This window comes from Nisaea sp., from assembly GCF_039990255.1.
Classification (GTDB): domain Bacteria; phylum Pseudomonadota; class Alphaproteobacteria; order Thalassobaculales; family Thalassobaculaceae; genus Nisaea.
This window is the reverse complement of sequence record NZ_JBDXGG010000007.1, coordinates 468,074-491,106: the sequence shown is the minus strand read 5'-3', so window position 1 is coordinate 491,106 and position 23,033 is coordinate 468,074. Positions and strand designations below refer to the sequence as shown.

Genomic DNA, 23,033 nt, shown 5'->3' with positions numbered 1-23,033 from the left:
TGTTTTTAGGTGCCAGAAAGGGTGAAGGCGGCGGATATACCGCCGCCCTCGAAACCCGGCAAGCTGTTATTGCAGTTTCGCCCAGCGGAACTGCGGCGAGTCGTTTGGCGTGATCGGAAGATCAAGCTTCGTCGACATGCCCCAGCCGATGACCTGATGGTGGATCGGCAGGTAGACAATCTCGTCCTTCACGATGCTCCATGCTTCAGCGATCATCTTGTCACGCTTGGAAAGATCGGTCTCGATCGCGAATGCATCGGTCAATTCGTCGACCCTTGCATTGGCGAAGCCGGTACCATTCCAGCTGCCCTTGCTGTGCATCAGATAGCTGAAGACATAATGGGAATCGAGCGTCGGCACGCCCCAACCAAGCATGTAGAAATCGCTGACCCGGTTTTTGATCTTCGGGAAATGCTGGCTCTTCGGAATGGCATCGAGTTTCACCGTGACACCAATTTTGGCCAGCATGGCCACTGCCGCCTGACAGATCTTCTCGTCATTATTATAGCGGTTGTTCGGGCAGTCGAGCTGGATAGTGAAACCGTTTGGATAACCAGCGTCGGCGAGCAAACCTTTGGCCGCTGCCGGGTCGAAGGGCCGCCGTGCATCGAGTTCCTTGGTGAAACCATGCACACCCGGGGACGTGATGATACCGGCTGGGAAGGACAGACCTTCCATGACAACACGCTGGATCGCCGCAACGTCGAGTGCCTGGTAAAAGGCCTGACGCACCCGCTTGTCTTGGAACGGGTTCTTGCCTTTGACGTCAGAGCTGCGCAACTCGTCAATACCCTGGTCCATTCCGAAGAAGATGGTCCGGATCTGGTTCACCGTGACGGTCTTCAGCTCGGCGGAGGAATCAATACGCTTCAGATCCTGGAGCGGCGGATCAAGGACGAAATCGACTTCACCGGAAAGCAGCGCTGCAACGCGGGTCGCCGCGTTCTTGATCGGTCGATATTCGATCTTGTCGATATTGTGCTCGGCATTCGCCGCGCCCCACCAATTCGAGTTCTTCAGTAGAACCGTCAGCTCGTCCGGCAGGCGCTGATCGACGATGAAAGGACCGGTGCCATTGGCATTGCGGACCGCGAAGGTTTCTTCGCCAGCGGCGAAGTCCTGCGGCTCCAGAACGTTGTTCTTCTCAGCCCAGCCTTTGTCCATCATGTAAAGGTTGGTGATCTCGTTCGGCAGGATCGGGTTCGGCCCATCGGTCAGGAACTGGACCGTATGGTCGTCAACGATCTTAACTTCCTTGATCGACTTGACCTGCTCCTTGAAATCGGAGCTTTGAGCCTGCGCACGCTTGACACTGAACGCGACGTCTTCAGCGGTAAAGTCCGCGCCGTCATGGAACTTGACCCCCTTGCGGAGCGTGAACTCCCAGCCGGTCGCTCCCAGCGGCTTCCAGCTCTCTGCAAGCCCGGGCTCCAGAACCATGTCCTGGTCGCGCGTTACAAGCGGCTCATAGATCTGGCCGTTCATGCTGTTGGTCGGGCCTTCGTTCTGGCCCATCGGATCCAGCGTCAGGGCATCGCCCTGACTCGTCCAGCGCAGCACGTTCTCTGCCTGCGCGGCGCCGACCAACATCGTTGTCGACATCATCGCGGCAATCGCGATAGTGCGGATACTCATAAGGATGGTCTCCCGTCTCTGATGCAAATAGTTCCCTGCGGGGTCCGAAATTATTTTTCTCTCGCCGCATAGCGGCATTCCGGATCGCCAGGAACGAAATCTAGCAGGCAATAGACGGAAGGAAAGAGGTAAAGCGCAACCGGGCATCATCAAACGCCCGGTTGCGATCACATCTCTATCAGGCTTTGAGCGCTTCGTTATCCGGATCGTAAGGACTCTCCGCGACGATCCGTGCTGGACGGAGCTGGTCCAGAACGCGAACCTGGCATTCGGCACCGATCACCGCCTTATCGGTTCGGATGTATCCGAGCATGAGCGATTTACCGACATGATGGCCATAGCCGCCCGCGGTGCCGCGACCGACAACCTCACCGTCCATGAAGACCGGCTCGTTGCCGAACGGGTCGGCATCGTCCGCGTCGATCTCGATAGTGCAGTAGGTGTTCGGGATGCCCTCTTCCTGCTGCCGCACCAGTGCATCACGGCCGGTGAACTCGCCCTTGTTCAAACGCACAAAGCGCTTCAGGCCAGCTTCGAGCAAGGAGTTCTCGGCATTCAGGTCCGTGCCCCAGAGACGATAGGTCTTCTCCAGCCGCATGGAATCCATCGCCCGCATACCAACCAGCCCGATATCGAATTCCTCGCCCGCCTTCATCAATGCATCGTAGAGATGCAGTTGATACTCGATCGGGTGATGCAACTCCCAGCCTAGGGAACCGACGAAGTTCACACGCAACGCCCGCACACTCGGGCAGTATCCAACAGGGATGTCCTGCATGGTCAGCCACGGGAAGGCTTCGTTGGAGACATCCGCGTCCGCCAGTTTCTGCAGAACCTTTCGGGAATCCGGGCCGGCCAGCACAAAGACGCCGTACTGGGTCGTAATGTCCTTCAGGAAGACTGAGCCGTCACGCGGCAACCTCTTTTGCAGAAAATCGAGATCATAATCGTGACCTGCACCCGGACCGATGACGAAGAAACGCTCGCCATAGAAACCGTCAGGCATGCGGGTGATAGTGAATTCGGAACGGACTGAACCCGACGGGTTCAGCGCATGGCAAAGATTAATCCGGCCAATGCCCTTGGGGATGGCGTTCGCCACCATCCGGTCCAGCCACTCACGGGCGCCCGGTCCCTCAACCTCGTATTTGGCGAAAGAGGACAGCTCCAGCAAGCCAACCCGCTCGCGCATGGTACGGACTTCGTTGCCGACATGCTCGAACCAGTTCGAGCGCCGATAGGAATAGATGTCTTTGCGCTCGACACCTTTCGGCGCGAACCAGTTCGGCCGCTCCCAGCCGAAGCGTGCGCCCCAGACTGCACCGGCCTCATCGAGCCGGGGATAGGCAGGCGTGGTTTTGGCCGGACGGCCTGCTTCGCGCTCTTCCATCGGGAAGTGATTGAAGAAGACATGCTCGTAGGCTTCCTCGTTCTTGACCTTGGCAAAATTCTTCGAGACCACACCAAAGCGGCGCGGATCGACGCCGATCATGTCGACCGACGGCTCCCCGTCGGCGATCCAGTTGGCAAGCTGCCAACCGGCGCCGCCGGCCGCGGTCACTCCGAAGCTGTGACCCTCGGAAATCCAAAAGTTTTCCAGACCGAAGGCCGGTCCGACCATCGGGTTTCCGTCCGGCGTGTAGGAGATCGGACCATTCACGATGTCCTTGATTCCGGCATTCTCGAAAGAGGGGACGCGGGCCATGCAGGCTTCGACATGCGGCATAAGACGCTCAAGGTCGCCCGGGAACAGGTCTTTCTCGAAAGTGGACGGCACGCCGTCGACGAAGCAGGCCGGGGCGTGACGCTCGTACGGCCCGAGAATCCAGCCGTTTCGCTCTTCGCGGAAATAATATTGGGAGTCGGACTCACGCAGCACCGGCAGCTCACGATTTCCGGCTTCGCGATATTCCTTCAGTGTCGGATCGACGTCGGTGACGATGTACTGGTGCTCGACAGGGATGGCCGGGATTTCGAGCCCGACCATCTTCGCCGTGGTCCGGGCGTAGTTGCCGGTCGCGCAGATCACATGCTCGCAGCGGATGTCGCCCTTGTCGGTCTTGACGATCCACTCGCTGTTCTCACGCTCGATGCCAGTGACCGCCGTCTGCTGATAGATCTCCGCGCCATGCATCCGCGCGCCCTTGGCCAGCGCCATAGTGAGATCGACCGGCGCGATATGCCCGTCGCTCGGGTGCCAGAGAGCGCCAACCAGGTCGTCCGTCATTGCCAGCGGCCAGAGCTTCTTGATCTCCTCAACGCCGACAAGATGCGCCTCGACGCCGATGGTCTCCGCAGTGCACTGGTAATTCCGGTATTCGTCCATTCGCTCGCGGTTGGTGGCGAGACGCAGGTTCCCAGTCTGGTGGAAACTGACGGCCTGGCCGGTTTCCTCCTCCAGCTCCTTATATAGCTCGACCGAGTACTGATGAAGCTGACCAACGCTGTAACTCATGTTGAAGAGCGGCAGCAGACCGGCCGCGTGCCAGGTCGAGCCCGCCGTCAGCTCCGTCCTTTCAAGCAGCACGACGTCGCTCCATCCCTTCTTGGCGAGATGATAGAGGGTGCTGACCCCGACCACACCGCCGCCAATCACCACTGCCCGTGCCTGCGTCTTCATTTTGCCATTCCCCGTAGTCCGGCCTGTGCCGGAAGAATTTCCTGTTCAGGGAGAGATTGCATCATTTCCACGCATGCAATTCACGAAATGCGACCGGGTGATGTCGGATTCGGGACGTTGGGAATCGCCATATTTCGGCGGATTGCATCCATTTTGACGCGAGCGCTTTGACAAGTGGGAACGAGCGTGGTTAGGGTTGTTATCAGATCGTGAAAACACGACGGTAAGCCGGTATGCGATGGGAACGCGCTACCGCATGGGCAGAACAGGGGCGCAGAATCTATGGCAAACGGCAACCAGCCGTTCGTTCAGTTTAAGAACGTTCAAAAGACCTATGACGGCGAGATTCTTGTCGTCAAAGACCTCAACCTAGACATTGAGAACGGCGAGTTCCTGACCATGTTGGGCCCGTCCGGTTCGGGGAAAACAACCTGCCTGATGATGCTGGCGGGTTTCGAAACCCCAACCCAGGGTCAGATCATGCTTGGCGGCACGGAGCTCAATAACGTTCCGCCCCATAAGCGCGGCATCGGCATGGTGTTCCAGAACTATGCGCTGTTCCCGCATATGAGCGTCGCCGAGAACCTCGCATTCCCGCTTGAGGTTCGAAAATTGACGAAGGCCGAGACCGAGCAGAAGGTCAACCGGGCCCTCGACATGGTTGAGCTCGGCGCCTTCGGCGACCGTCGCCCCGGTCAGCTTTCAGGGGGCCAGCAGCAACGAGTGGCCCTAGCCCGCGCGCTCGTCTTTGAGCCTGATCTGGTGCTGATGGACGAACCTCTCGGCGCACTCGATAAAAATCTGCGCGAGCAGATGCAGTATGAAATCAAGCACATTCACGAAAATCTCGGCATGTCGGTCGTCTACGTGACGCACGATCAGTCCGAGGCGCTCACCATGTCGGACCGCATTGCTGTCTTCAATGACGGCAAGATCCAGCAACTCGCGAAGCCGGCAGATCTTTATGAGCGACCGGATAATGCTTTCGTGGCGCAGTTCATCGGCGAGAACAACCGGCTTTCAGGCAAGGTTACCGCTGTAAACGGCACCGGATGCACTGTGGAAGTTGCCGGCAATGCGGTGCAGTCCCTCAAGGTCAATATTTCAGGCCAGGGCGATACCTCGACCCTGTCGATCCGGCCCGAGCGGGTGCAACTCGCCCCAGAGCCCGGCTCGCTGCCAAACATCTTCGACGCCAAGGTGCTGGAGCTAATTTATCTCGGCGACCATATCCGGTGCCGGATGGCCTGTTGTGGCGATGATGAGTTTATCGTCAAGGTTCCGAACACGCACAAGAACACCTCAATCGCCAAGGGCGACGATGTACGCGTGGGCTGGGAAATCGATGATTGCCGGGCACTGGACGCATAAGGCGTCCGGCGAACGGAATAAGGAGGCCGGCCCCCCCATCCGGTTCTTGATAAGCGGCAACGCCGCGAACGATTCCAGGGGTAATCCGAAACTAGGGAGTTCTTCGCAAAATGAGCGCAATTAAACCATCCAGGCTTTTGATCGCCGGCCTCGCCGCCATCGGGCTGACCACGGCGGCCCAGGCTGCCGACACCATCACCGTCGTCTCCTGGGGCGGCGCTTACACGAACAGCCAGGTCAAGGCGTACCACGAGCCGTGGATGGCCAAGACGGGCAACAAGATCAACTCAGAAGACTATAACGGCGGCCTCGCCGAAGTCCGTGCCCAGGTTGAAGCTGGAAACGTGACCTGGGATCTGGTCGACGTCGAGCTGGCCGACGCTGTGCGCGGCTGCGACGAAGGCATCCTTGAGCCGATGCCGCTGGACGAGCTTCCGGCCGGTGCCGACGGTACCCCGGCAAAAGACGACTTCATTGCCGGCACTCTTCATGAGTGCGCGGTTGGTGAAATCGTCTGGTCAACGGTCTACTCTTACGACACCACCAAGGTCGCAACCAAGCCGACCACGATCGCTGATTTCTTCGATCTGAAGAAAATTCCTGGCAAGCGTGGCCTGCGTAAGACCGCGAAGGTGAACCTGGAATGGGCCCTGATGGCGGACGGCGTTCCGGCCGACAAGGTCTATGAAACCCTCGCCACCCCGGCAGGCATCGACCGCGCCTTCGCCAAACTCGACACCATCAAGAACGACGTTGTCTGGTGGGAAGCCGGCGCTCAGCCGCCGCAGCTCCTCGCAGACGGTGAAGTTGTGATGACCAGCGCCTATAACGGTCGTCTTTTCAATGCGATCGTGAACGAGAAGAAGCCGTTCGACATCGTCTGGGACGGTCAGGTCTGGGACATCGATCTTTGGGTAATGCCGAAGGGTTCCAAAAACAAAGCCGCCGCGATGGACTTCGTTAAGTTCGCCACGGACACTGAGCGTCTTGCCGACCAGGCCAACTACATCTCCTACGGCCCGGTCCGGAAATCTTCCTTCGCCAAGGTCGCTCCGGCAATGCAGCCGCATATGCCGACGGCTCCGGTCAACTTCAAAAACCCGCTGCAGAATGACTTCGGGTTCTGGGCTGACTATGGCGACGAGCTGAACGAGCGTTTCAACGCCTGGCTCGCCAGCTAATCGACTTCCGGTCGGGAGCGGCTTCCAAGCTGCTCCCGGCCGATCCTCAACCCCGGGCTCCGGTCCGTGGTTGAGGATCGGTTTGGAAGGATCTGGGACATGGCGGCAATCACCGAAAATGACGGCTTGATGCGCACGGCGGACGGTACCCCGCTGAAACAAGCGCTCGCACGAGCCACCCGCATGAACAAGGCGCGGGCCTTCCTGCTGACGACACCATTGCTCGCCTTTATCCTGGTGACCTTCATTCTGCCGATCGGCTTGATGCTGTTCCGAAGCGTCGATACCCCGGAGGTATCCGCAGCATTCCCGAAGACTCTTGCTATCCTGAAAAAATGGGACGGAAACGACCTGCCCAGCGAAGAAGCCTTCGCTTCTCTCGCCTCCGAGATGCAAGAACTCGCGGCGGACCGTGATACACGCCCGATGATCAGCCGCGCCGGTACCAGACTAAACTACATTCAAAGCGGCTTCCGCTCGCTCATGAACAAGACAAGCCGCGGGATCAGGCGGGCTAAAGAGCCCCCCTACAAGGACGCCTTCATCAAGATCGACAAGAGGTGGGGCGAGGCGGATACCTGGAAAACGATCCGGCAGGCTGGCAGCCCGTATTCAACGCGCGCCTATCTGAATGCGCTCGATCTTACCACCAGCCCAGATGGAGATATTGTCGCCCAGCCCGAGATCAAGCAGATCTATGTGACCCTTTTCGAGCGCACCATCTTCGTTTCGATCGGCGTTACGATTGCCTGTATCGCACTGGCGTATCCGATATCCTATCTGCTCGCGACCCTGCCTTCCGGGACCAGCAATCTGCTGATGATTTTCGTCCTGCTGCCGTTCTGGACGTCCCTGCTGGTGCGGACAACGTCCTGGATCGTGCTGCTGCAGACCAACGGCGTGATAAACGACATATTGGTCTGGATAGGCATCGTCGGAGACGAGCAACGGATCCAGATGATCTACAATATGACCGGCACCTTCATTGCAATGACGCACATTCTGCTGCCGTTCATGGTGTTGCCACTCTATTCCGTGATGAAGACGATCCCGCGCGATCATATGCGCGCCGCCCGCTCGCTCGGCGCGAATCCGGCGATTGCTTTTGGCAGGATCTATCTGCCGCAAACCATCCCTGGCGTAGGCGCGGGCTCGATCCTCGTCTTCATTCTGGCTATCGGCTACTATATTACCCCGGCTCTGGTCGGCGGTCAGGACGGCCAGTTGATCAGTAACATTATCGAATATCACATGAAAAAGTCGCTGAACTGGGGCCTGGCGGCAGCACTTGGCGGCATTCTGCTTGCCGGCGTGCTCGCCCTCTACTGGCTCTATAACCGCATTGTCGGTATCAGCAACATGAAGCTCGGATAAGGAGAGAGACCATGGCAGCCCTTCCCTCCTACGCCGGCCCGCTTGAGCGCTTCTGGTACTACGCCTTCCGCTTTCTGTGCGGCACGATCTTCCTGTTCCTGATCGCACCGATTATCGTGATGATCCCGCTGTCCTTCAATGCGGAGCCTTACTTTACCTTCACGCCGGATATGCTGGCTTTTAAGCCAGAAGCGTTCTCGATGCGCTGGTACCAGGACATTCTGGATAACGAGCAATGGCTGCATTCGATGAAGAACAGCTTCATCGTCGGCATCGCGGCAACGTTCCTGGCGACATCCCTCGGCACCATCGCCGCGCTCGGCCTGTCCCGGGGCGACATGCCTTATCGGACTTTGATCATGGGCCTCCTGCTCTCGCCGATGATCGTACCGCTCATCATCACTGCGGCCGGCCTGTTTTTCTTCTACTCCTCTCTCGGTCTGGCTCAGACCTATACCGGCCTGATCCTGGCCCACACCGCGCTCGGCACGCCCTTCGTGGTCATCACAGTGACAGCAACGCTCTCGGGCTTCGACCGGAACCTGATCCGGGCCTCCTCAAGCCTCGGCGCGTCACCACAGCGCACATTCTTCAAGGTCATCCTGCCGCTGATCTCCCCAGGAGTGATTTCCGGCGGTCTGTTTGCCTTCGTCACGTCTTTCGACGAAGTCGTGGTCGCCCTGTTCCTCGCCGGGTTCGAGCAGCGCACGGTGCCGCGGCAGATGTGGGCCGGTATCCGCGAGCAGATCAGTCCGACGATCCTGGCGGTTGCCACGATCCTGGTCTGCGTTTCGGTTCTGTTGCTCGCTACTATGGAGATTCTGCGGCGTCGGTCCGAACGTTTGCGCGGCCTGAGCCCGAACTGATTTCCAGTACTTTGAGTTCAAGGGGGCTCATTTTACATGAGCCCCTTTACATCTGCGGCAATTAGTCCCATTTTAAGAACGGTTCGCAAATAACTCTGCGAGCCTAAGAACCGCAGCGAGACGACGGATGTACCGCGATAATTCTCTGATCCCCAAGGAAGCAATCCGCATGGCGGCGCTTGGCGCGCTGTCATCCGGCCCGCGGCCTTATGCGGATGTTGCGGGAGAAGTCCGTCAGTTCGGGGCCCGGATTGTCGGCCCGTCCCTTGATCTGCTGGGCAGCTCGATTGAGCTGCTTAAGTTCGAGGGCCTGATCGCTCCGGTTGCCGGCGAAGGATTTGAGGACAATGCCGAGCTTCGTCTGACCGATGCTGGCTGGGCAGCTCTCAAGGACTATCTAAGCGCGTCCGTTCGGCCCGGCGTCAATGACCTGAACAAACTCGTTATCGCCCTCAAGTTGCGTTTCCTGCACCTTCTCGACAAGGACGAACAAGTCGAGCAGATCGATAATCTGCGCGCGCTCTATGAAGGCGAACATACCCGCCTGTTTGACCTCCTCACCCACGAGGAATGGCAGCAAGGACATCTGCGGGCCTGGATCGAAATGGAAATTTCCCAGGTTAAAGAGCGCATGGCTTGGTGCGACCGGATCGCCGCAGACCTTTAGAACTCTGTTTCCTTCAGTGAACAGTTAGGCGAACCCTCGTTCAAACAGGGAGCGAAGGTGTCCGCGTAAGGATATCCAAGCGTCAGTCTTGCTGCGACTTTCCGTTGAAGGAACAATTCTCCAGTACCGTCCAAAGCATTAACTATAATAACAAAAATCATTATTTTGTATTTTATATATTTTTAAAGTATATTGAAAACATTGAAGTGTCAGAGCTTGATTCAGCTAAGGCTGAGGAAAGGAGACGCACGATGATGGCCTTGTTCAGGTCCCGCATGGACTCTCCAAAACCAGCCAATACAATTTCGGCTGCGCAGGAACTCAGACCACGCGGCGACTCCTATGTACGCATAGACCGACGGGACTACCCACTCAGGTGCTGGTCTCCAGCTGGATTTACCCTCGCGCCCTACAATGGCTCCTTAATCGAGCGCCAGAAAGCGCGCGTGCGCATGCTGGTTCGGGACATCCACGATCCGGACGGCTCGCTTGAGGTTAGTGGAGAAATCATAGTCGACAGTGTTGGGGGCGGATTTCTAACTGCCCGTTGGACCGGTCTCCCGAAATACAAATTGGCAGCGCTTGCAGAATACTTCTCCGGGAAGCTTTCCGCCTGAAGAAGAACAACGGCTCCCAACTCAAAACATGTGCTGACCGCCGGTCACGAAGATTTCGGTGCCGGTCACATATCCGGAATCTTCCGAGCAAAGATAGTGGATGGTCGATGCGACATCTTTCGGCGTCCCCATCCGGTTAAGCGGAATACGCGGGATCAGCATCTCATATTCAGGGGACAGCATCGCCGTCTCGATCTCGCCCGGCGCAACCGCATTAACGCGCACGCCGAGTTCAGCAAACTCATTCGCCATCTCCCGCGTCAGCGACGACAGAGCCGCCTTCGATGTGCTGTAGGCAGAGCCTGCGAAGGGATGGATGGAATGCCCAGCAATCGAGGTAATGTTGACGATAGCCCCATTCCCCCTGTGCAGTGCCGCTGCAAAGCCGCGGGCAAGCCGGAGAGGAGCGAAGAAGTTCACCTCGAACACTTGGCGCCACTCATCGAGATCGCCATTCAGGCAGCCGAGACGTTCCTTGAAAGACGTTTTCGGCGACCAGCCTGCATTGTTCACCAGAGCATGCAGCGGCTTATCCCCAAGCAGCTCGTTTGCTTCCTCGATGAAATTGTCGAGGCTGTCCGAGTCCGTCAGGTCGGCGGTGATGTGGTGGCTCCAGTTCGGGTCGCGCCGACACTCATCCGGCGGCGCATCGCGCGAGCAGGTAATGATTTCCCAATGCCGTTCGCTGAAAAAACGGACAGTAGCGTGGCCGATGCCCCGGCTGGCGCCGGTCAGCAGCATGGTTTTCTGGATCGTGCTCATGGTGCGGGAGTGTAAGCAAATACGGCGGCCCGAGAAAGGCCGCCGCACGTATCACATATGTTTGTCACCAAAGCTTATTTTACGGCCACAACCTGGAAGGTCCGCTGCACACCGTCATGCTCGGTAATGGAGACATATTCTCCCTCAACGAAGTGATGCCGGTCGAACTTGAAGATCGGCTCGTCATCCTCTTCTCCGTCGGCATAGCTGAAAAGCCAGCGCCGTCCACGGGTATGAATCAGGTGCCCTTCCTCGTCCGGCTCACCCTTCCAGAACCGGTGCACGCTGCAGTCGGCTTTCACTTTCTGCCAGGTATCAAGGTCGAGACTGCCATCCTCGGTCAGAGGGGCCCTGAACTCATAGCCATGATTGCTGCTGCCTTCGGGGAAGTCCGGGTTCCGCGCCAACTCAAGGCGAATGGTACGCACACTCACGGGGATACCTCCTTTGTTCGATCAAACAGGGTCATCAAACTTAGTGCGCCATCAGAACCGGAATGCGCGCTGCGGTCAAAATATCGTCGGTGACACCGCCGAAGATCGACTCGCGGAGCCGGCTGTGGCTATAGGCGCCGAGGACCAGCAACTGAGCATCCGCCTCGCGCGCTTCGGCCTGAAGCCGACCGGAAATGCTGCCCGATGAGGCAACAAAGCTCTTCGCGGTGGCCTTGACCCCATGCCAGAGCAAGGAGTCCACAAAGACGCCCAACTGTTCTTCCGTCAGGTCATCGTCAATGCCCGACATCACAAGCACGTTGTCCACAGTTTCAAGCAGCGGCATGGCGTGAGCGACGGCGGCGGCGGCTTCTTTCGACGCGTTCCAGCCAATCGCGATCCCGGTAATTGCCGGCATCTCAACGTCTTGCGGCACCACTAGCGTGGCCTTACCGCTCTCCAGCATGGCTGCCTCGGCGATCATTGCCGCGTCAGCACCTTCACTGTCTGTTGGCGCGACCACGCAAATAGCATCGACGGTCCGGGCACGGCGGGCAACCACCCGGCCCGGCTCACCAACGATCGTCTCGAAAGAAACAGTAACTCCATCAATGTCAGTCGGCTTTTCGACAGAGGGGAAATTGTTTGCCTCGCGCCAGCGGTCGAATGCGGCGAGCGACACCGCACGCGCCTCGTTCGCCGCATTCTCCGCCTGCTCGACAAGTGTTTCGATCATCGAAGCGCTCATCCCCATGCCGACCTGCGGGACCAGTACTTCCCGGGGGTCGCGGTGAATATGAGCAACAAAAACATGGGCGCCATGCAGCGCAGCAAGAGCGCGCGCAGCATTCAGAATAGCCGCGTCAGCGTCGTTGCCGAGCACGGGGGCGAGAACCGTTTTCAAAGACATGGTACACCTCGGGGTTAATACGTTTAATTCATTAACCCTATATTGACTGAGGATGGCTCCTCATTGACCTAGGTCAAAACTTTAGAAACAGCCGCCAATATCGTAATGCCAAGTCATTTCGTATTGTCCTTGCAGCGCTCAGGGGTAGAGCCGATCCACGGCCCAGGCATCACTTTCGCTCGCCCGGCTGAAGCGGAACCGGTCATGCAGGCGGAATTCGCCATCCTGCCAGAATTCGATGGCGAGCGGGGTCAGGCGCCAACCTGACCAATAGGGCGGACGCGGAACGGATTCGCCCGGAAATTTCCGGTCGGCATTCTCCACCGATGCCATCAGGGTCGGCCGGTCTGCCAGAGGCCTCGATTGCTGTGAAGCCCAGGCGCCAACCCGGCTGCCACGCGGCCGGGAGTTAAAATATGTATCCGCCTCTTCATCGGTCACGCGCGCCACTGGCCCGCTCACCCGGACCTGCCGGCGTACGGACTTCCAATGGAAACATAGGGCGACGAAAGGGTTGACCCCAATCTCTTGGCCCTTCTGACTTTCCATGTTGGAGTAGAAAACGAAGCCCTGTTCGTCGACCCCCTTCAGGAGCAAAATCCGAGCCGACGGGCGTCCATCCGCATCGGCCGTCGCGACGGTCATCGCGTTCGCATCGTTCGGTTCCGTTTCGGATGCAGCTTGGAGCCAGCCATCAAAAAGGTGAAAAGGGTTATTTGTATCGGGTTCGAACATGCTCAAGCCTCAATCTGAAGGTGGCGAATCACACAGGAACGCGACTTCGGTCTTTTTATTGCCTTATTGATCGCCAAATAAGAACCGAAGGATACCTATCACTAGCGAGCGTCAACATGGGCTGTCCAGCGATGAAACGTCGCAGCGCCTCCCTCGGGAACCACGTGGTGTCCTCGCCAGTGCACGGTATTACGTAAAATGAATTCCAGTGCGACGGTTTTAGCGGTGTCATCCGTTATAGATCTGGTCGGCCGCAATTGTGAGGAACAGAACCATGAGAACTCAAGCCGTGATTGTCGTCGTCGCCTCTCTGGCCCTCGGCGCGTGTCAGACAAGTCAGCTCGGGGCGAAACAGACCGCAGGCGGCCTGTTCGGCGCTGTTGGCGGTGCCATAGCGGGCTCGAATATCGGTGGTGGTAAGGGCACAGTCGCCGCCGTTGCCATAGGCACGTTGCTCGGTGCCTTCATCGGAAGCGAGATCGGCAAGTCCCTCGACAATGCGGACAAGGCGGCAATGGCGCGGACCACGCAAAACACGCTGGAGACACAGCCGGTCGGCACGACTTCGACATGGCACAACCCGGATAGCGGTCACTCCGGCACCGTTACCCCGACCAGCACCTATCAAGCCCCGTCGGGGCATTATTGCCGTGAATACAGCCAGACGGTGAATATCGGTGGACAGACCGAGGAAGCCTTTGGAAAAGCCTGTCGTCAGCCGGACGGCAGCTGGAAAATCCAGAACTAGGCATGGACTGTCAGCTCTGTAATGATCGGGCCGGGCGGATTTTTGCATCCGGTCCGATTATTTTTTCCATATACTCCCGAGCTATGAGCGATCCATACAAGATATTGGGTGTAAAACCCGACTCCTCGCAGGACGAGATCAAGAAAGCGTACCGAACGCTGGCGAAGAAGCTGCATCCCGATCTCAATCCCGGTAATACGAAAATCGAGCAGCAGTTCAAGGAAGTCACGGCTGCTTACGACCTGCTGTCAGACGAGACAAAGCGCGCCAAGTACGATCGCGGCGGCATGAATGCCGGCGGCGGTGCGTCGGCGAAGGCGGCAAGCGGGTTCTGGAAGGCCTGGACATCGGCCCGTAAAAGACAGTCCGGCGGCTTCTCGGACATGTTCGACGGTGACGACGCAGACATGTTCGACGACATCCTGCGCCGTCATGGCCAGGCCGGCGGCGGTTCGGGCCAGGGCGGCAGCGCCTACACGGTCGGCCCAGACGTCAATTACAAGCTCAAGGTGAGCTTTGCCGAGGCGGCCGCGGGCGGCACAAAACGTGTCACGCTGTCTGACGGCAAAACGCTCGACCTAAAAATTCCGCCTGCGACGGAGAGCGGCAAAACACTCCGGCTAAAGGGCCAGGGCCGCAAGGGCAGCAACAGCGGCCCCGCTGGCGACGCCTTCGTCGAGATCACCGTCGAACCGCACGACTATTTCCACCGCGATGGACAGCACGTCAAACTAGAGATCCCGGTCACGCTCTATGAAGCCGTCCTTGGTGGCACCATCACCGTGCCCACGGTTCAGGGCAATGTGTCTCTGAAAATCCCACCCAAATCGAACACCGGCGCGACCTTGCGCCTGAAGGGCAAGGGCATTCCGGCGCAAGGCGGAAAGCCTGCAGGAGATCAGCTCGTCACTCTTAAAGTGGTCCTGCCGGACACGGAAGACCCGGAGCTGATCAAGTTGATGCAAAAATGGGCCGAGGAAAAAGGCTACAACCCGCGCCACAAGATGCGCTTCAGCTGACCGGCCAGGGAGCGAGCGGGCCGCCCATGATTCTGACCAGATATATCCGCCGGCACTTTATCGAGAAGGCAGTGCGCGCGTTTCAGCCTTTGGGATCGGTGCTCGAGATCGGCAGCGGAACGCGTTGGCGTTATTTCGACGGCAGTACAACCCTGAACCGCGATGCCTCGGCGAAAGCCGACATTCTCTGTGATGCTGAGGCCCTGGCGCTCGCTGATGGAAGCTTCCTCAATATTGCCTGCATTGAAGTTCTGGAACACACTCTCTCTCCGGAAACACTGATCTCAGAAATCCACAGAGTTCTGGAGCCTGGCGGCAAGCTTTTGCTTACGGTTCCGTTCGTGTTCGAAATCCACGACGCACGAGACTATTACCGCTTTACCCGGATGGGGTTGGAGCACCTGCTGCGAGACTTCTCTGACATAAAGATTGAACCCAATGGCGGCGTCTTCTGCGTTCTGTTCCATTTCATCCGGCTCAGCATTTTTGGAAAGCTCCTCTATCCGGTACTGAACAATCTCGGCTATGGGCTGGATTGTCTGTTCCAGCGAAGTGATCCGCGTATCACGCTCGGCTATACCGTCGTCGCGACGAAATAGCGTCAGGCTATTCCGCGACCGCCGGCGTCCCAGGAAGGTCTTTGACCCCGCCTGTTTCGCCAGAGAGCGTGTCGAGCACATCAGACACTGGCCGGGACAGAGCGCTGCGCTCTGATTTTGAAAGCGCATCGATCACGGCAGCAACAGAAGCTGGCTCCTTGCTCTCACCTGATCCAATCGGATCGACGGCACAGCCAAGCCCCAGATAGAGATCGTAAAGACTGAAGCGGGCCGGGTCTCGCGCCAGGACAAAGCGGCCATCCTCAACCCGTGCGACGAACTCGGCTGCAAGCAATCGCTCCAGAACCTGGCCCACCGCATCGGCGGACGCTACATCATCCAGGGCCGTCTGCTGAACCGGCCCCGCCTTCTCACGGATGGTCGACAGGGTCGAAAGGGCTACGGAGAACAAGCGGGCCGGACTGAGCTCCGCTGCTGCGTCAAGCTGCCTGGAATGCCACCAGTCCGGGAAGGACGCTGCGAACACAGCGCCCAGCAGGATCACCGTCCAGGAAAAATAGACCCAGACCAGAAAGATAGGGATCACGGCCATTGCGCCATAGATCGTCTGAAAAGTTGGAAACGCGGTCAGATACCAGCCGAAACCGAGCTTCAAGATTTCGAACGCCGTGCCCGAGAGACAGCCGCCGATCAGCGCATCGCGCCACGCGACCGAACGGTTCGGCACGATCATGAAAAGAAGCGTGAAGCCCGCGCTCTGCAAGAGGATCGCGATGACACGATCTCGGGCATCGCCGCCGACATTGAACGATGCCGTATCCAGCCCGGCATCCGCCCAAGTTTGACGCAATACGCCGAATGCGTCGCTGGTGGTGGAGAGAACCAGTCCCATCAGGATTGGACCAAGGGACAAAACAGTCCAGAAGATCAGGAATCGGATCAGCAGATGCCGCTGTCTCTCCACATGCCAGATTGCATTGAAGGTCGATTCGATGGTCGCCAGCAACAGGATCGCAGAAACGGAAAGCCCGATAATGCCCGCCGCGCCAAGTTTCGACGCGTTCTGCATGAAACTGTTCAGATAGGATCGGACAGGCCCCGCGATCTCCGGCACGAGATTTTCGAAGATCGTTGCCTCGATAGCCGTTCGCGCGGCCTCAAAAGCCGGAAACGCGGTGAAAATCGCGAAGCCGATGGCCAGCAGCGGCACCAGCGCCAGCAATGTCGTGTAGGTCAACGCAGCGGCCGCCTGCATACCCCGTCCGCGATAGAACCGCATCAGAGCGAAGCCTATATATTCCGCCAGATCAGCTGCAACGGCAGCGGCGGCGAGGGTTTTCCATCGGTCCAGTCGATTGGCTTTTTTGCTCATGTTGTCAGCCTATCACGAAAGCCTGTAGAACAACGCGGGTCCGCTCTCTAGAGGGAACGCCCGCCGACAGATTCCGCAGCCTTCAGGCCGCCGCATGAAGTTTGCCGCGCGCAGCCTTTAGTGTAGGATCGCGCGAATCGTGCGTAATATTTTACGACAACCTGCGTCGAGAGGCATCGAATGACTGAACCAAGCCCGATCATGAGTGGCAAACGGGGCCTTGTCATGGGGGTCGCAAACGACCGTTCCATCGCCTGGGGCATCGCGAAAGCGGTTGCCGAGCAAGGTGCGGAAGTTGCGTTCACCTTCCAAGGCGAGGCATTGCAAAAGCGGGTTGAACCGCTCGCCGCACAGCTTGGCTCCAATCTGGTGCTTCCCTGCGATGTCACCGATGACGCAAGCGTCACGAAGACTTTCGAGACGATCCGCGAGAAGTGGGGCAAGCTCGACTTTCTCGTCCATGCCATCGCCTATTCAGACAAGGACGAGCTGAAAGGAAAATATGTCGACACAACGCGGGATAACTTCCTGAAGACATTGGATATCTCCTGTTACTCTTTCACCCGGATCGCAAAAGAAGCTGCTGAACTGATGACGGATGGCGGTTCGCTCATGACGCTGAGTTATTACGGCGCCGAACGGGTGATGCCGCATTACAACGTGATGGGTGTTGCCAAAGCCGCGCTGGAAGCCAGTATTCGTTATCTTGCCGCCGATCTCGGTGCCGATAACATTCGGGTCAACGGCCTCTCCGCCGGTCCGATGAAGACGCTCGCCGCCTCCGGCATCGGCGACTTCCGTTACATCCTGAAATGGAACCAGTACAACTCGCCGCTGCGCCGGAACGTGACGCTTCAAGATGTCGGCGGCGCTGGCATGTATCTGCTGAGCGATCTCTCAGGCGGTGTCACAGGCGAAGTGCATCATGTCGATTGCGGTTACAACATCGTCGGCATGAAGGCGGTGGACGCACCCGATATTTCCACGGTCTGATCCGGGACAACCAACGTAAATGGCCAGCAATTCCTTCGGTGAGGTCTTCCGCTTCTCCACCTGGGGCGAAAGCCACGGCCCAGCTATCGGCTGTGTTGTCGATGGCGTGCCGCCGCGCCTGCCCGTCTCCGAGACAGACATCCAGTTCTATCTGGACCGGCGCAAACCCGGGCAGAATCGCTTCACCACCCAGCGCCAGGAGCCGGATCAGGTAAAGATCCTCTCCGGCGTGTTCGAGGGCCAGACCACCGGGACCCCGATCGGGCTGATGATCGAGAACACGGATCAGCGCTCGAAGGATTATGGAGACATCATAAGCCGGTTCCGGCCGGGTCATGCCGACTTCACCTACGAAGCCAAATACGGGATCCGCGATTATCGCGGCGGCGGACGGTCTTCTGCGCGGGAAACTGCGATGCGGGTGGCCGCTGGCGCCATCGCGCGCAAGATCATCAACGCCCGTCTCGGCAATGCCTTCCATCTGCGCGGCGCTCTTGTGCAGGTCGGCCCGCACAAGGTGGACCGCGACAATTGGGACTGGGAAGAGGTCGAACGAAACCCGTTCTGGAGCCCTGACGCAAAAGCGGCGGAAGTCTGGACGGACTATCTCGACGGTGTGCGCAAAGCTGGCTCCTCTGCCGGTGCGGTGATCGAGATCGTCGCCGAAGGCGTGCCTGCCGGCCTGGGTGAGCCGATCTACGGCAAGCTCGACAGCGATCTGGCGGCCGCGATGATGACCATCAACGCGGTCAAAGGCGTCGAAATCGGGGACGGGTTCGCAGCCGCGGAAATCCCCGGCCATGAGGCTGCGGACGAAATGCGGATGGACGGCGATAACCCGGTTTTTCTCTCGAACCATGCGGGTGGCGTGCTCGGCGGAATTTCTTCCGGACAGCCGGTCGTCGTGCGCTTTGCCGTGAAGCCAACCAGCTCCATCCTGACACCGCGCCGGTCTATCGACAAAAACGGCGACGAGGTCGATGTGGTGACCAAGGGCCGGCACGATCCCTGTGTCGGTATCCGTGCGGTTCCGGTCGGCGAGGCCATGATGGCCTGCGTTCTGGCAGATCATCTGATGCGCCACGCGGCCCAGTGCGAAAGCTGAGAGCGAACAAGCTCAACTGCCTTGGTAAAGCCATCGTTTTCGTTTAGCCGAATTCCTATATGTAAGAGAGACAATGAGGGGTGCGGCCGCGATGCTTAGATTTCTGAAAGGGCTACTGATCAGTTTCGGGGTTCTGTTCCTCGTTCTGGTCGTCGGTGGCATTATCGGCCTGCGTTATGTCACGAGCGAATGGCAACCCAAGCCCCTTCCCGAGCATATGGTGCTCTCCCTCACACTGAAGCCGGAGTTGCGCGAGACATCAGGGGGAGCGCTGCCTTTCGAGAACATCTTTAATACCGGCTCCTCTTCACTGCTGGATCTCGTAAACACGCTGAAAACGGCAAGCGAGGATGAGCGCGTTCAGGGCTTGTTCCTCGATCTTTCCGCCGCCCAGGTCCGGCCGGCGAAAGCCCAGGAACTGAGAGAAGCAATCTCGCGCTTCCGGGCAAGCGGTCGTTTCGTCCATGCCTATGCGGACAGCCTTGAAGGCAATGGCGGTATCTCAACCTATCATCTCGCCACCGGGGCGGAGAGCATCGCTCTGCAGCCTTCAGGTCTGCTGGATATACGCGGCATAAGCCTTTCCACACCATTCTTTGGCGAAGCGCTGAAAAAACTCGGAATCGAAGCCGACTTCCGAGCCCGCCATGAATACAAGGGTGCCGCCGCGTCCATGACAAACGCAGCATTCCCGTCCCCGATCCGTGCGAATTACCGGCGGCTTGTAAATTCCCTTTATGCCGGGACCGCCGCCGACATCGCCACCGCCCGGCGGCTCTCTCCTTCTTCGGTCAATAAGCTCATCGATACCGCCCCGCTCACAGCCGGAGAAGCGAAGAGCAACGGCCTGATCGACGAAATGCTGTATCGTGACGAGGCAATCGACGCCGCCCGGGCAAAAGCGGGCGGTGCCAGACTGGTTCCACTCACACGCTACAGTAACGACGCGGACACGAGCGAAACCCCGACACGAATAGCAGTAATCTCGGTCGACGGTCCGATCGTACGTGGTCGCACCTCCCTGCTTTCCCGTGACCGTCAGGCGGCCGCGCGAAACATCGTCGATGCAGTGAAAGACGCCCGAGAAGATAAACGGGTCAAGGCGATCATCCTCCGGGTGAACAGCCCCGGCGGCAGCTACGTGGCATCAGATACCATTCTGCACGCATTGTCTGCGGCCCGTTCCAGCGGCATGCCAGTCATCGTTTCCATGAGCGACATGGCGGCATCAGGTGGATACTTCGTCGCGCTCGCGGCGGAGCATGTCGTCGCCCATCCGAATACCATCACCGGCTCCATCGGCGTCGTCAGCGGCAAGCTGAACCTGTCCGGCTTTCTTGCCGAATACGGTATCCGGACCGACAGCGTGAGCGTCGGCCGCAATGCAGACATGTTCAGCATGACGAAGCCTTTCAGCGCCGCTGAAAGTGCCCGGCTCGACGCTATTCTGGACACCATTTACGAGGACTTCACAACCAAGGTTGCTTCAGCCCGTCGGCTCGATCCGGCAGAAATCGATGCCGCCGCGCGCGGACGGGTGTGGAGCGGCGAAGACGCCAAGCGTATCGGTCTCGTAGACGTGCTCGGCGGCTATGCCGCAGCCGAAGGGCTTGCCCGGGATGCTGCCGGGATCGCCCCGGAAACCCGGACAGCGCTGGTTGCCTATCCGGAACCACGCCAGGACCTGGAAGCCTTTGTGACTGCGCTTGAGGAAGGCGAGATCGGTGAATCGGCCAGCCGTCTAGACGCGCTGTTAACTTTTATACGATTTAGTGGGATTATAGAGTCAGTCCTGAAAACCACGGGAGACGGCCGTATCGATGCGGCTGCACCCCACATAATTGTCCGCTGAGGAGAATCCGATGTCGCGACTTTTGCCCGTAATCGGGCTGGCTGTCATATTTGCCTTGGGTCATGGCGCCGACGTCCTCGCTGCAAGCGAAGGCGACGAGGCCAATGCCAAAGTCGAAGCCGAGCGCGCGCAGAGAGACAAGGACCAGCGCAAAAAAGACAAGAAGTTCAATCGCGATATTACGTATCGGCACGCCATTGGCCCGGACGTGCTCCCGCTCGGCCCGTTCACCATTTCTCTCTATATTGATGGACGCCTGACTGAGCACCGCCTCAAAGTCGCGCTCCAGGCCACCGATACGGCAAAGAAAAACGAACTAGAGGCCGCCAAGACGCAGCTCTACGGGATCGTCTACCCGCTCTGCCTGAAGCTGTTCGAAAATGGACGACCATCCTCGTCCGACATTCTCGCCTTCAAGGCACAAGTGCAGAAGAATGTGTCCACCCGATTCAAGGATAGCCTGAAAGGCGTCTATATCGCGTCCGTGCTCTAAGCACCCTCTATGGATCAGAGGGCCTTCGCCTGATCCCGCAACACAAACTTCTGGATCTTGCCGGTCGACGTTTTCGGTAACTCACCGAACACCACCGTCTTCGGCGCCTTGAAATGCGCCATATTCTCCCGGCAGAACGCGATCAGGTCGGCTTCTGTCGCCGTGGCACCTTTCTTCAGGGTAACGAAGGCACAGGGCGTCTCTCCCCATTTTTCATCCGGCCGCGCCACCACCGCCGCGTCCAGCACCGCCGGATGACTGTAGAGCACACCTTCCACCTCGATCGTTGAGATGTTCTCGCCGCCCGAGATGATGATATCCTTCGAGCGGTCCTTCAATTCGACATAGCCGTCCTCGTGCCAGACCCCGAGATCGCCGGTATGAAACCAGCCTCCCCGGAAGGCATCCTCGGTGGCTTTCGGGTTCTTCAAATAGCCCTTCATGACGATATTGCCGCGCATGAAGACCTCGCCAATGGTCTCGCCGTCCTGCGGTACCGGCTCCAGCGTCTCCGCACCGGCGACCATCAGGCCTTCCTGCACAGGATAACGCACGCCCTGCCGCGACTTCAGCCGCGCCTGCTCCTCGATCGGCAGGCCATTCCATTCCTCGTGCCATTCGCAAACCACCGCCGGGCCATAGACCTCTGTCAGACCGTAGACATGAGTGATCTTGATACCTTTTGCTTCCATACCCTCAATCACTGAGGCGGGCGGCGCGGAAGCGGCGGTCATCATCTGCACCTGATGATCCCAGTCACGGCTTTCTTCGTCCGGCGCGTTCAGCAGCATCGACATGATGATCGGCGCGCCGCAGAGATGTGTGACACCATGATCAGCAATGGCGTCATTGATATCCTTGGCAGCAGTCCGTCGCAGACAGACATGGGTGCCGCCGAGCATGGTGATGGTCCAGGGGAAGCACCAGCCGTTGCAGTGGAACATCGGCAGGGTCCAGAGATAGATCGGATAATGCGCCATGCCCCAGACCAGCGCATTGCCCAGCGCGTTCAGATAGGCGCCGCGATGGTGATAGACCACACCTTTCGGATTGCCTGTGGTTCCCGATGTGTAATTGAGCGCGATGGTCTCCCATTCGTCGTCCGGAGGCACAGCGGCGAAACCCGGATCTCCTGTGGCGAGGAACGCCTCATACTCTATCTCGCCGAGACACTCGCCGGAGGATGCCGCCGGGTCCTCGATATCGATTACCAGAATGTCCCGCTGCACCTGTTTTAGCGCTTCCCGGATCACCGGCGCGAACTCGGTGTCAGTCAACAACACGCTGGCTTCGCCATGGTCGAGAATAAAGGCAATGGTCGGCGCATCGAGCCGGACATTCATCGCGTTCAGCACGCCGCCAGTCATCGGCACCGCGAGGCTGGCTTCAAATGCGGCGGTGATATTCGGCGCCATGACGGCGACCGTCTTGCCCTTGCCGATGCCGCGTTTTGCCAATGCGGAGGCCAGACGATGGCAGCGCTCCCGCGTTTCAGCCCAGGTAAACCGGCGGTCCCCGTCGATCACGGAGGCCCTGGTTGGGAAAACAGCAGCGGTCCTGGCCAGAAATGAAATCGGCGTCATCGGCACATAGTTCGCCGCGTTCCGGTCCAGATTTTCCTCGAACGGATTACCGCCCATGCCGCTGTTCCCCCGTATGTTCGCCGATCCGGCACTTTTTCTTTGCCCGAGGCTAGCGCCGCAGCGACCGGGCTGCAAT

At 58.6% G+C, this 23,033-nt stretch carries 21 protein-coding genes; 13 read left to right on the top strand and 8 right to left on the bottom strand.

Annotated features, from left to right (window positions below):
* Nucleotides 1-66: 66 nt before the first annotated feature.
* A complete protein-coding gene (locus tag ABJ076_RS06985) occupies nucleotides 67-1,635 on the bottom strand; it encodes an ABC transporter substrate-binding protein (protein ID WP_348194512.1) in 1,569 nt (522 codons plus the stop codon).
* Nucleotides 1,636-1,813: 178 nt separating this feature from the next.
* Nucleotides 1,814-4,255, bottom strand: coding sequence for an FAD-dependent oxidoreductase (locus tag ABJ076_RS06980; RefSeq protein ID WP_348194510.1), 2,442 nt, complete (start codon nucleotides 4,253-4,255; stop codon nucleotides 1,814-1,816).
* A gap of 282 nt (nucleotides 4,256-4,537) precedes the next feature.
* Between ABJ076_RS06980 and ABJ076_RS06975 the strand changes: the two genes are divergently transcribed.
* The 6 genes from ABJ076_RS06975 to ABJ076_RS06950 all read left to right on the top strand — a co-directional run bounded on the left by ABJ076_RS06975 (nucleotide 4,538) and on the right by ABJ076_RS06950 (nucleotide 10,331).
* Entirely contained in the window at nucleotides 4,538-5,626 is a 1,089-nt protein-coding gene (locus ABJ076_RS06975; protein ID WP_348194508.1) for an ABC transporter ATP-binding protein, read from the top strand.
* Between the two features lie 110 nt (nucleotides 5,627-5,736).
* On the top strand, nucleotides 5,737-6,807 hold the full coding sequence (locus ABJ076_RS06970; RefSeq protein ID WP_348194506.1) for a polyamine ABC transporter substrate-binding protein: 1,071 nt from the start codon (nucleotides 5,737-5,739) through the stop codon (nucleotides 6,805-6,807).
* 99 nt (nucleotides 6,808-6,906) lie between these two features.
* Nucleotides 6,907-8,181: an ABC transporter permease gene (locus ABJ076_RS06965; protein WP_348194504.1), complete on the top strand. Its 1,275-nt coding sequence runs from the start codon at nucleotides 6,907-6,909 to the stop codon at nucleotides 8,179-8,181.
* Nucleotides 8,182-8,192: 11 nt separating this feature from the next.
* The gene (locus ABJ076_RS06960; protein WP_348194502.1) at nucleotides 8,193-9,047 is read left to right on the top strand and encodes an ABC transporter permease; all 855 of its coding nucleotides are present in this window, start codon (nucleotides 8,193-8,195) and stop codon (nucleotides 9,045-9,047) included.
* Nucleotides 9,048-9,174: 127 nt separating this feature from the next.
* On the top strand, nucleotides 9,175-9,714 hold the full coding sequence (locus ABJ076_RS06955; RefSeq protein ID WP_348194500.1) for a hypothetical protein: 540 nt from the start codon (nucleotides 9,175-9,177) through the stop codon (nucleotides 9,712-9,714).
* Nucleotides 9,715-9,965: 251 nt separating this feature from the next.
* Nucleotides 9,966-10,331, top strand: a complete 366-nt coding sequence (locus ABJ076_RS06950) for a hypothetical protein (RefSeq protein WP_348194499.1) — start codon at nucleotides 9,966-9,968, stop codon at nucleotides 10,329-10,331.
* Between the two features lie 21 nt (nucleotides 10,332-10,352).
* Here the strand turns inward: ABJ076_RS06950 and ABJ076_RS06945 are convergent, their stop codons facing one another.
* The 4 genes from ABJ076_RS06945 to pdxH form a co-directional block, all read right to left on the bottom strand.
* Nucleotides 10,353-11,093: an SDR family oxidoreductase gene (locus ABJ076_RS06945; protein ID WP_348194497.1), complete on the bottom strand. Its 741-nt coding sequence runs from the start codon at nucleotides 11,091-11,093 to the stop codon at nucleotides 10,353-10,355.
* 74 nt (nucleotides 11,094-11,167) lie between these two features.
* Nucleotides 11,168-11,527 (bottom strand): hypothetical protein, encoded by a 360-nt coding sequence (locus ABJ076_RS06940; protein WP_348194495.1) that lies wholly within the window; start codon nucleotides 11,525-11,527, stop codon nucleotides 11,168-11,170.
* 40 nt (nucleotides 11,528-11,567) lie between these two features.
* Nucleotides 11,568-12,437: a universal stress protein gene (locus tag ABJ076_RS06935; protein ID WP_348194493.1), complete on the bottom strand. Its 870-nt coding sequence runs from the start codon at nucleotides 12,435-12,437 to the stop codon at nucleotides 11,568-11,570.
* 138 nt (nucleotides 12,438-12,575) lie between these two features.
* Nucleotides 12,576-13,172, bottom strand: coding sequence for a pyridoxamine 5'-phosphate oxidase (gene pdxH, locus ABJ076_RS06930; protein ID WP_348194491.1), 597 nt, complete (start codon nucleotides 13,170-13,172; stop codon nucleotides 12,576-12,578).
* Nucleotides 13,173-13,446: 274 nt separating this feature from the next.
* Here pdxH and ABJ076_RS06925 point away from each other — a divergent pair, with 274 nt between their 5' ends.
* From ABJ076_RS06925 to ABJ076_RS06915, 3 genes are all read left to right on the top strand, one after another.
* On the top strand, nucleotides 13,447-13,920 hold the full coding sequence (locus ABJ076_RS06925; RefSeq protein WP_348194489.1) for an RT0821/Lpp0805 family surface protein: 474 nt from the start codon (nucleotides 13,447-13,449) through the stop codon (nucleotides 13,918-13,920).
* Between the two features lie 83 nt (nucleotides 13,921-14,003).
* Nucleotides 14,004-14,939, top strand: a complete 936-nt coding sequence (locus ABJ076_RS06920; RefSeq protein ID WP_348194487.1) for a J domain-containing protein — start codon at nucleotides 14,004-14,006, stop codon at nucleotides 14,937-14,939.
* A 26-nt stretch (nucleotides 14,940-14,965) separates the two neighbouring features.
* Nucleotides 14,966-15,538, top strand: coding sequence for a methyltransferase domain-containing protein (locus ABJ076_RS06915; protein WP_348194485.1), 573 nt, complete (start codon nucleotides 14,966-14,968; stop codon nucleotides 15,536-15,538).
* A gap of 7 nt (nucleotides 15,539-15,545) precedes the next feature.
* Here ABJ076_RS06915 and ABJ076_RS06910 read toward each other — a convergent pair whose 3' ends face one another.
* Complete coding sequence (locus tag ABJ076_RS06910) at nucleotides 15,546-16,871, bottom strand: YihY family inner membrane protein (RefSeq protein ID WP_348194484.1); 1,326 nt, start codon at nucleotides 16,869-16,871, stop codon at nucleotides 15,546-15,548.
* 180 nt (nucleotides 16,872-17,051) lie between these two features.
* Here ABJ076_RS06910 and fabI point away from each other — a divergent pair, with 180 nt between their 5' ends.
* From fabI to ABJ076_RS06890, 4 genes are all read left to right on the top strand, one after another.
* Entirely contained in the window at nucleotides 17,052-17,864 is an 813-nt protein-coding gene (gene fabI, locus ABJ076_RS06905; RefSeq protein WP_348194483.1) for an enoyl-ACP reductase FabI, read from the top strand.
* A gap of 19 nt (nucleotides 17,865-17,883) precedes the next feature.
* Entirely contained in the window at nucleotides 17,884-18,969 is a 1,086-nt protein-coding gene (gene aroC, locus ABJ076_RS06900; RefSeq protein ID WP_348194481.1) for a chorismate synthase, read from the top strand.
* A 91-nt stretch (nucleotides 18,970-19,060) separates the two neighbouring features.
* Nucleotides 19,061-20,821: a signal peptide peptidase SppA gene (gene sppA / locus ABJ076_RS06895; protein WP_348194479.1), complete on the top strand. Its 1,761-nt coding sequence runs from the start codon at nucleotides 19,061-19,063 to the stop codon at nucleotides 20,819-20,821.
* A 10-nt stretch (nucleotides 20,822-20,831) separates the two neighbouring features.
* Nucleotides 20,832-21,314, top strand: coding sequence for a hypothetical protein (locus tag ABJ076_RS06890; protein ID WP_348194477.1), 483 nt, complete (start codon nucleotides 20,832-20,834; stop codon nucleotides 21,312-21,314).
* Nucleotides 21,315-21,328: 14 nt separating this feature from the next.
* Here the strand turns inward: ABJ076_RS06890 and ABJ076_RS06885 are convergent, their stop codons facing one another.
* The gene (locus ABJ076_RS06885) at nucleotides 21,329-22,954 is read right to left on the bottom strand and encodes an acyl-CoA synthetase (protein ID WP_348194476.1); all 1,626 of its coding nucleotides are present in this window, start codon (nucleotides 22,952-22,954) and stop codon (nucleotides 21,329-21,331) included.
* Nucleotides 22,955-23,033 lie beyond the last annotated feature (79 nt).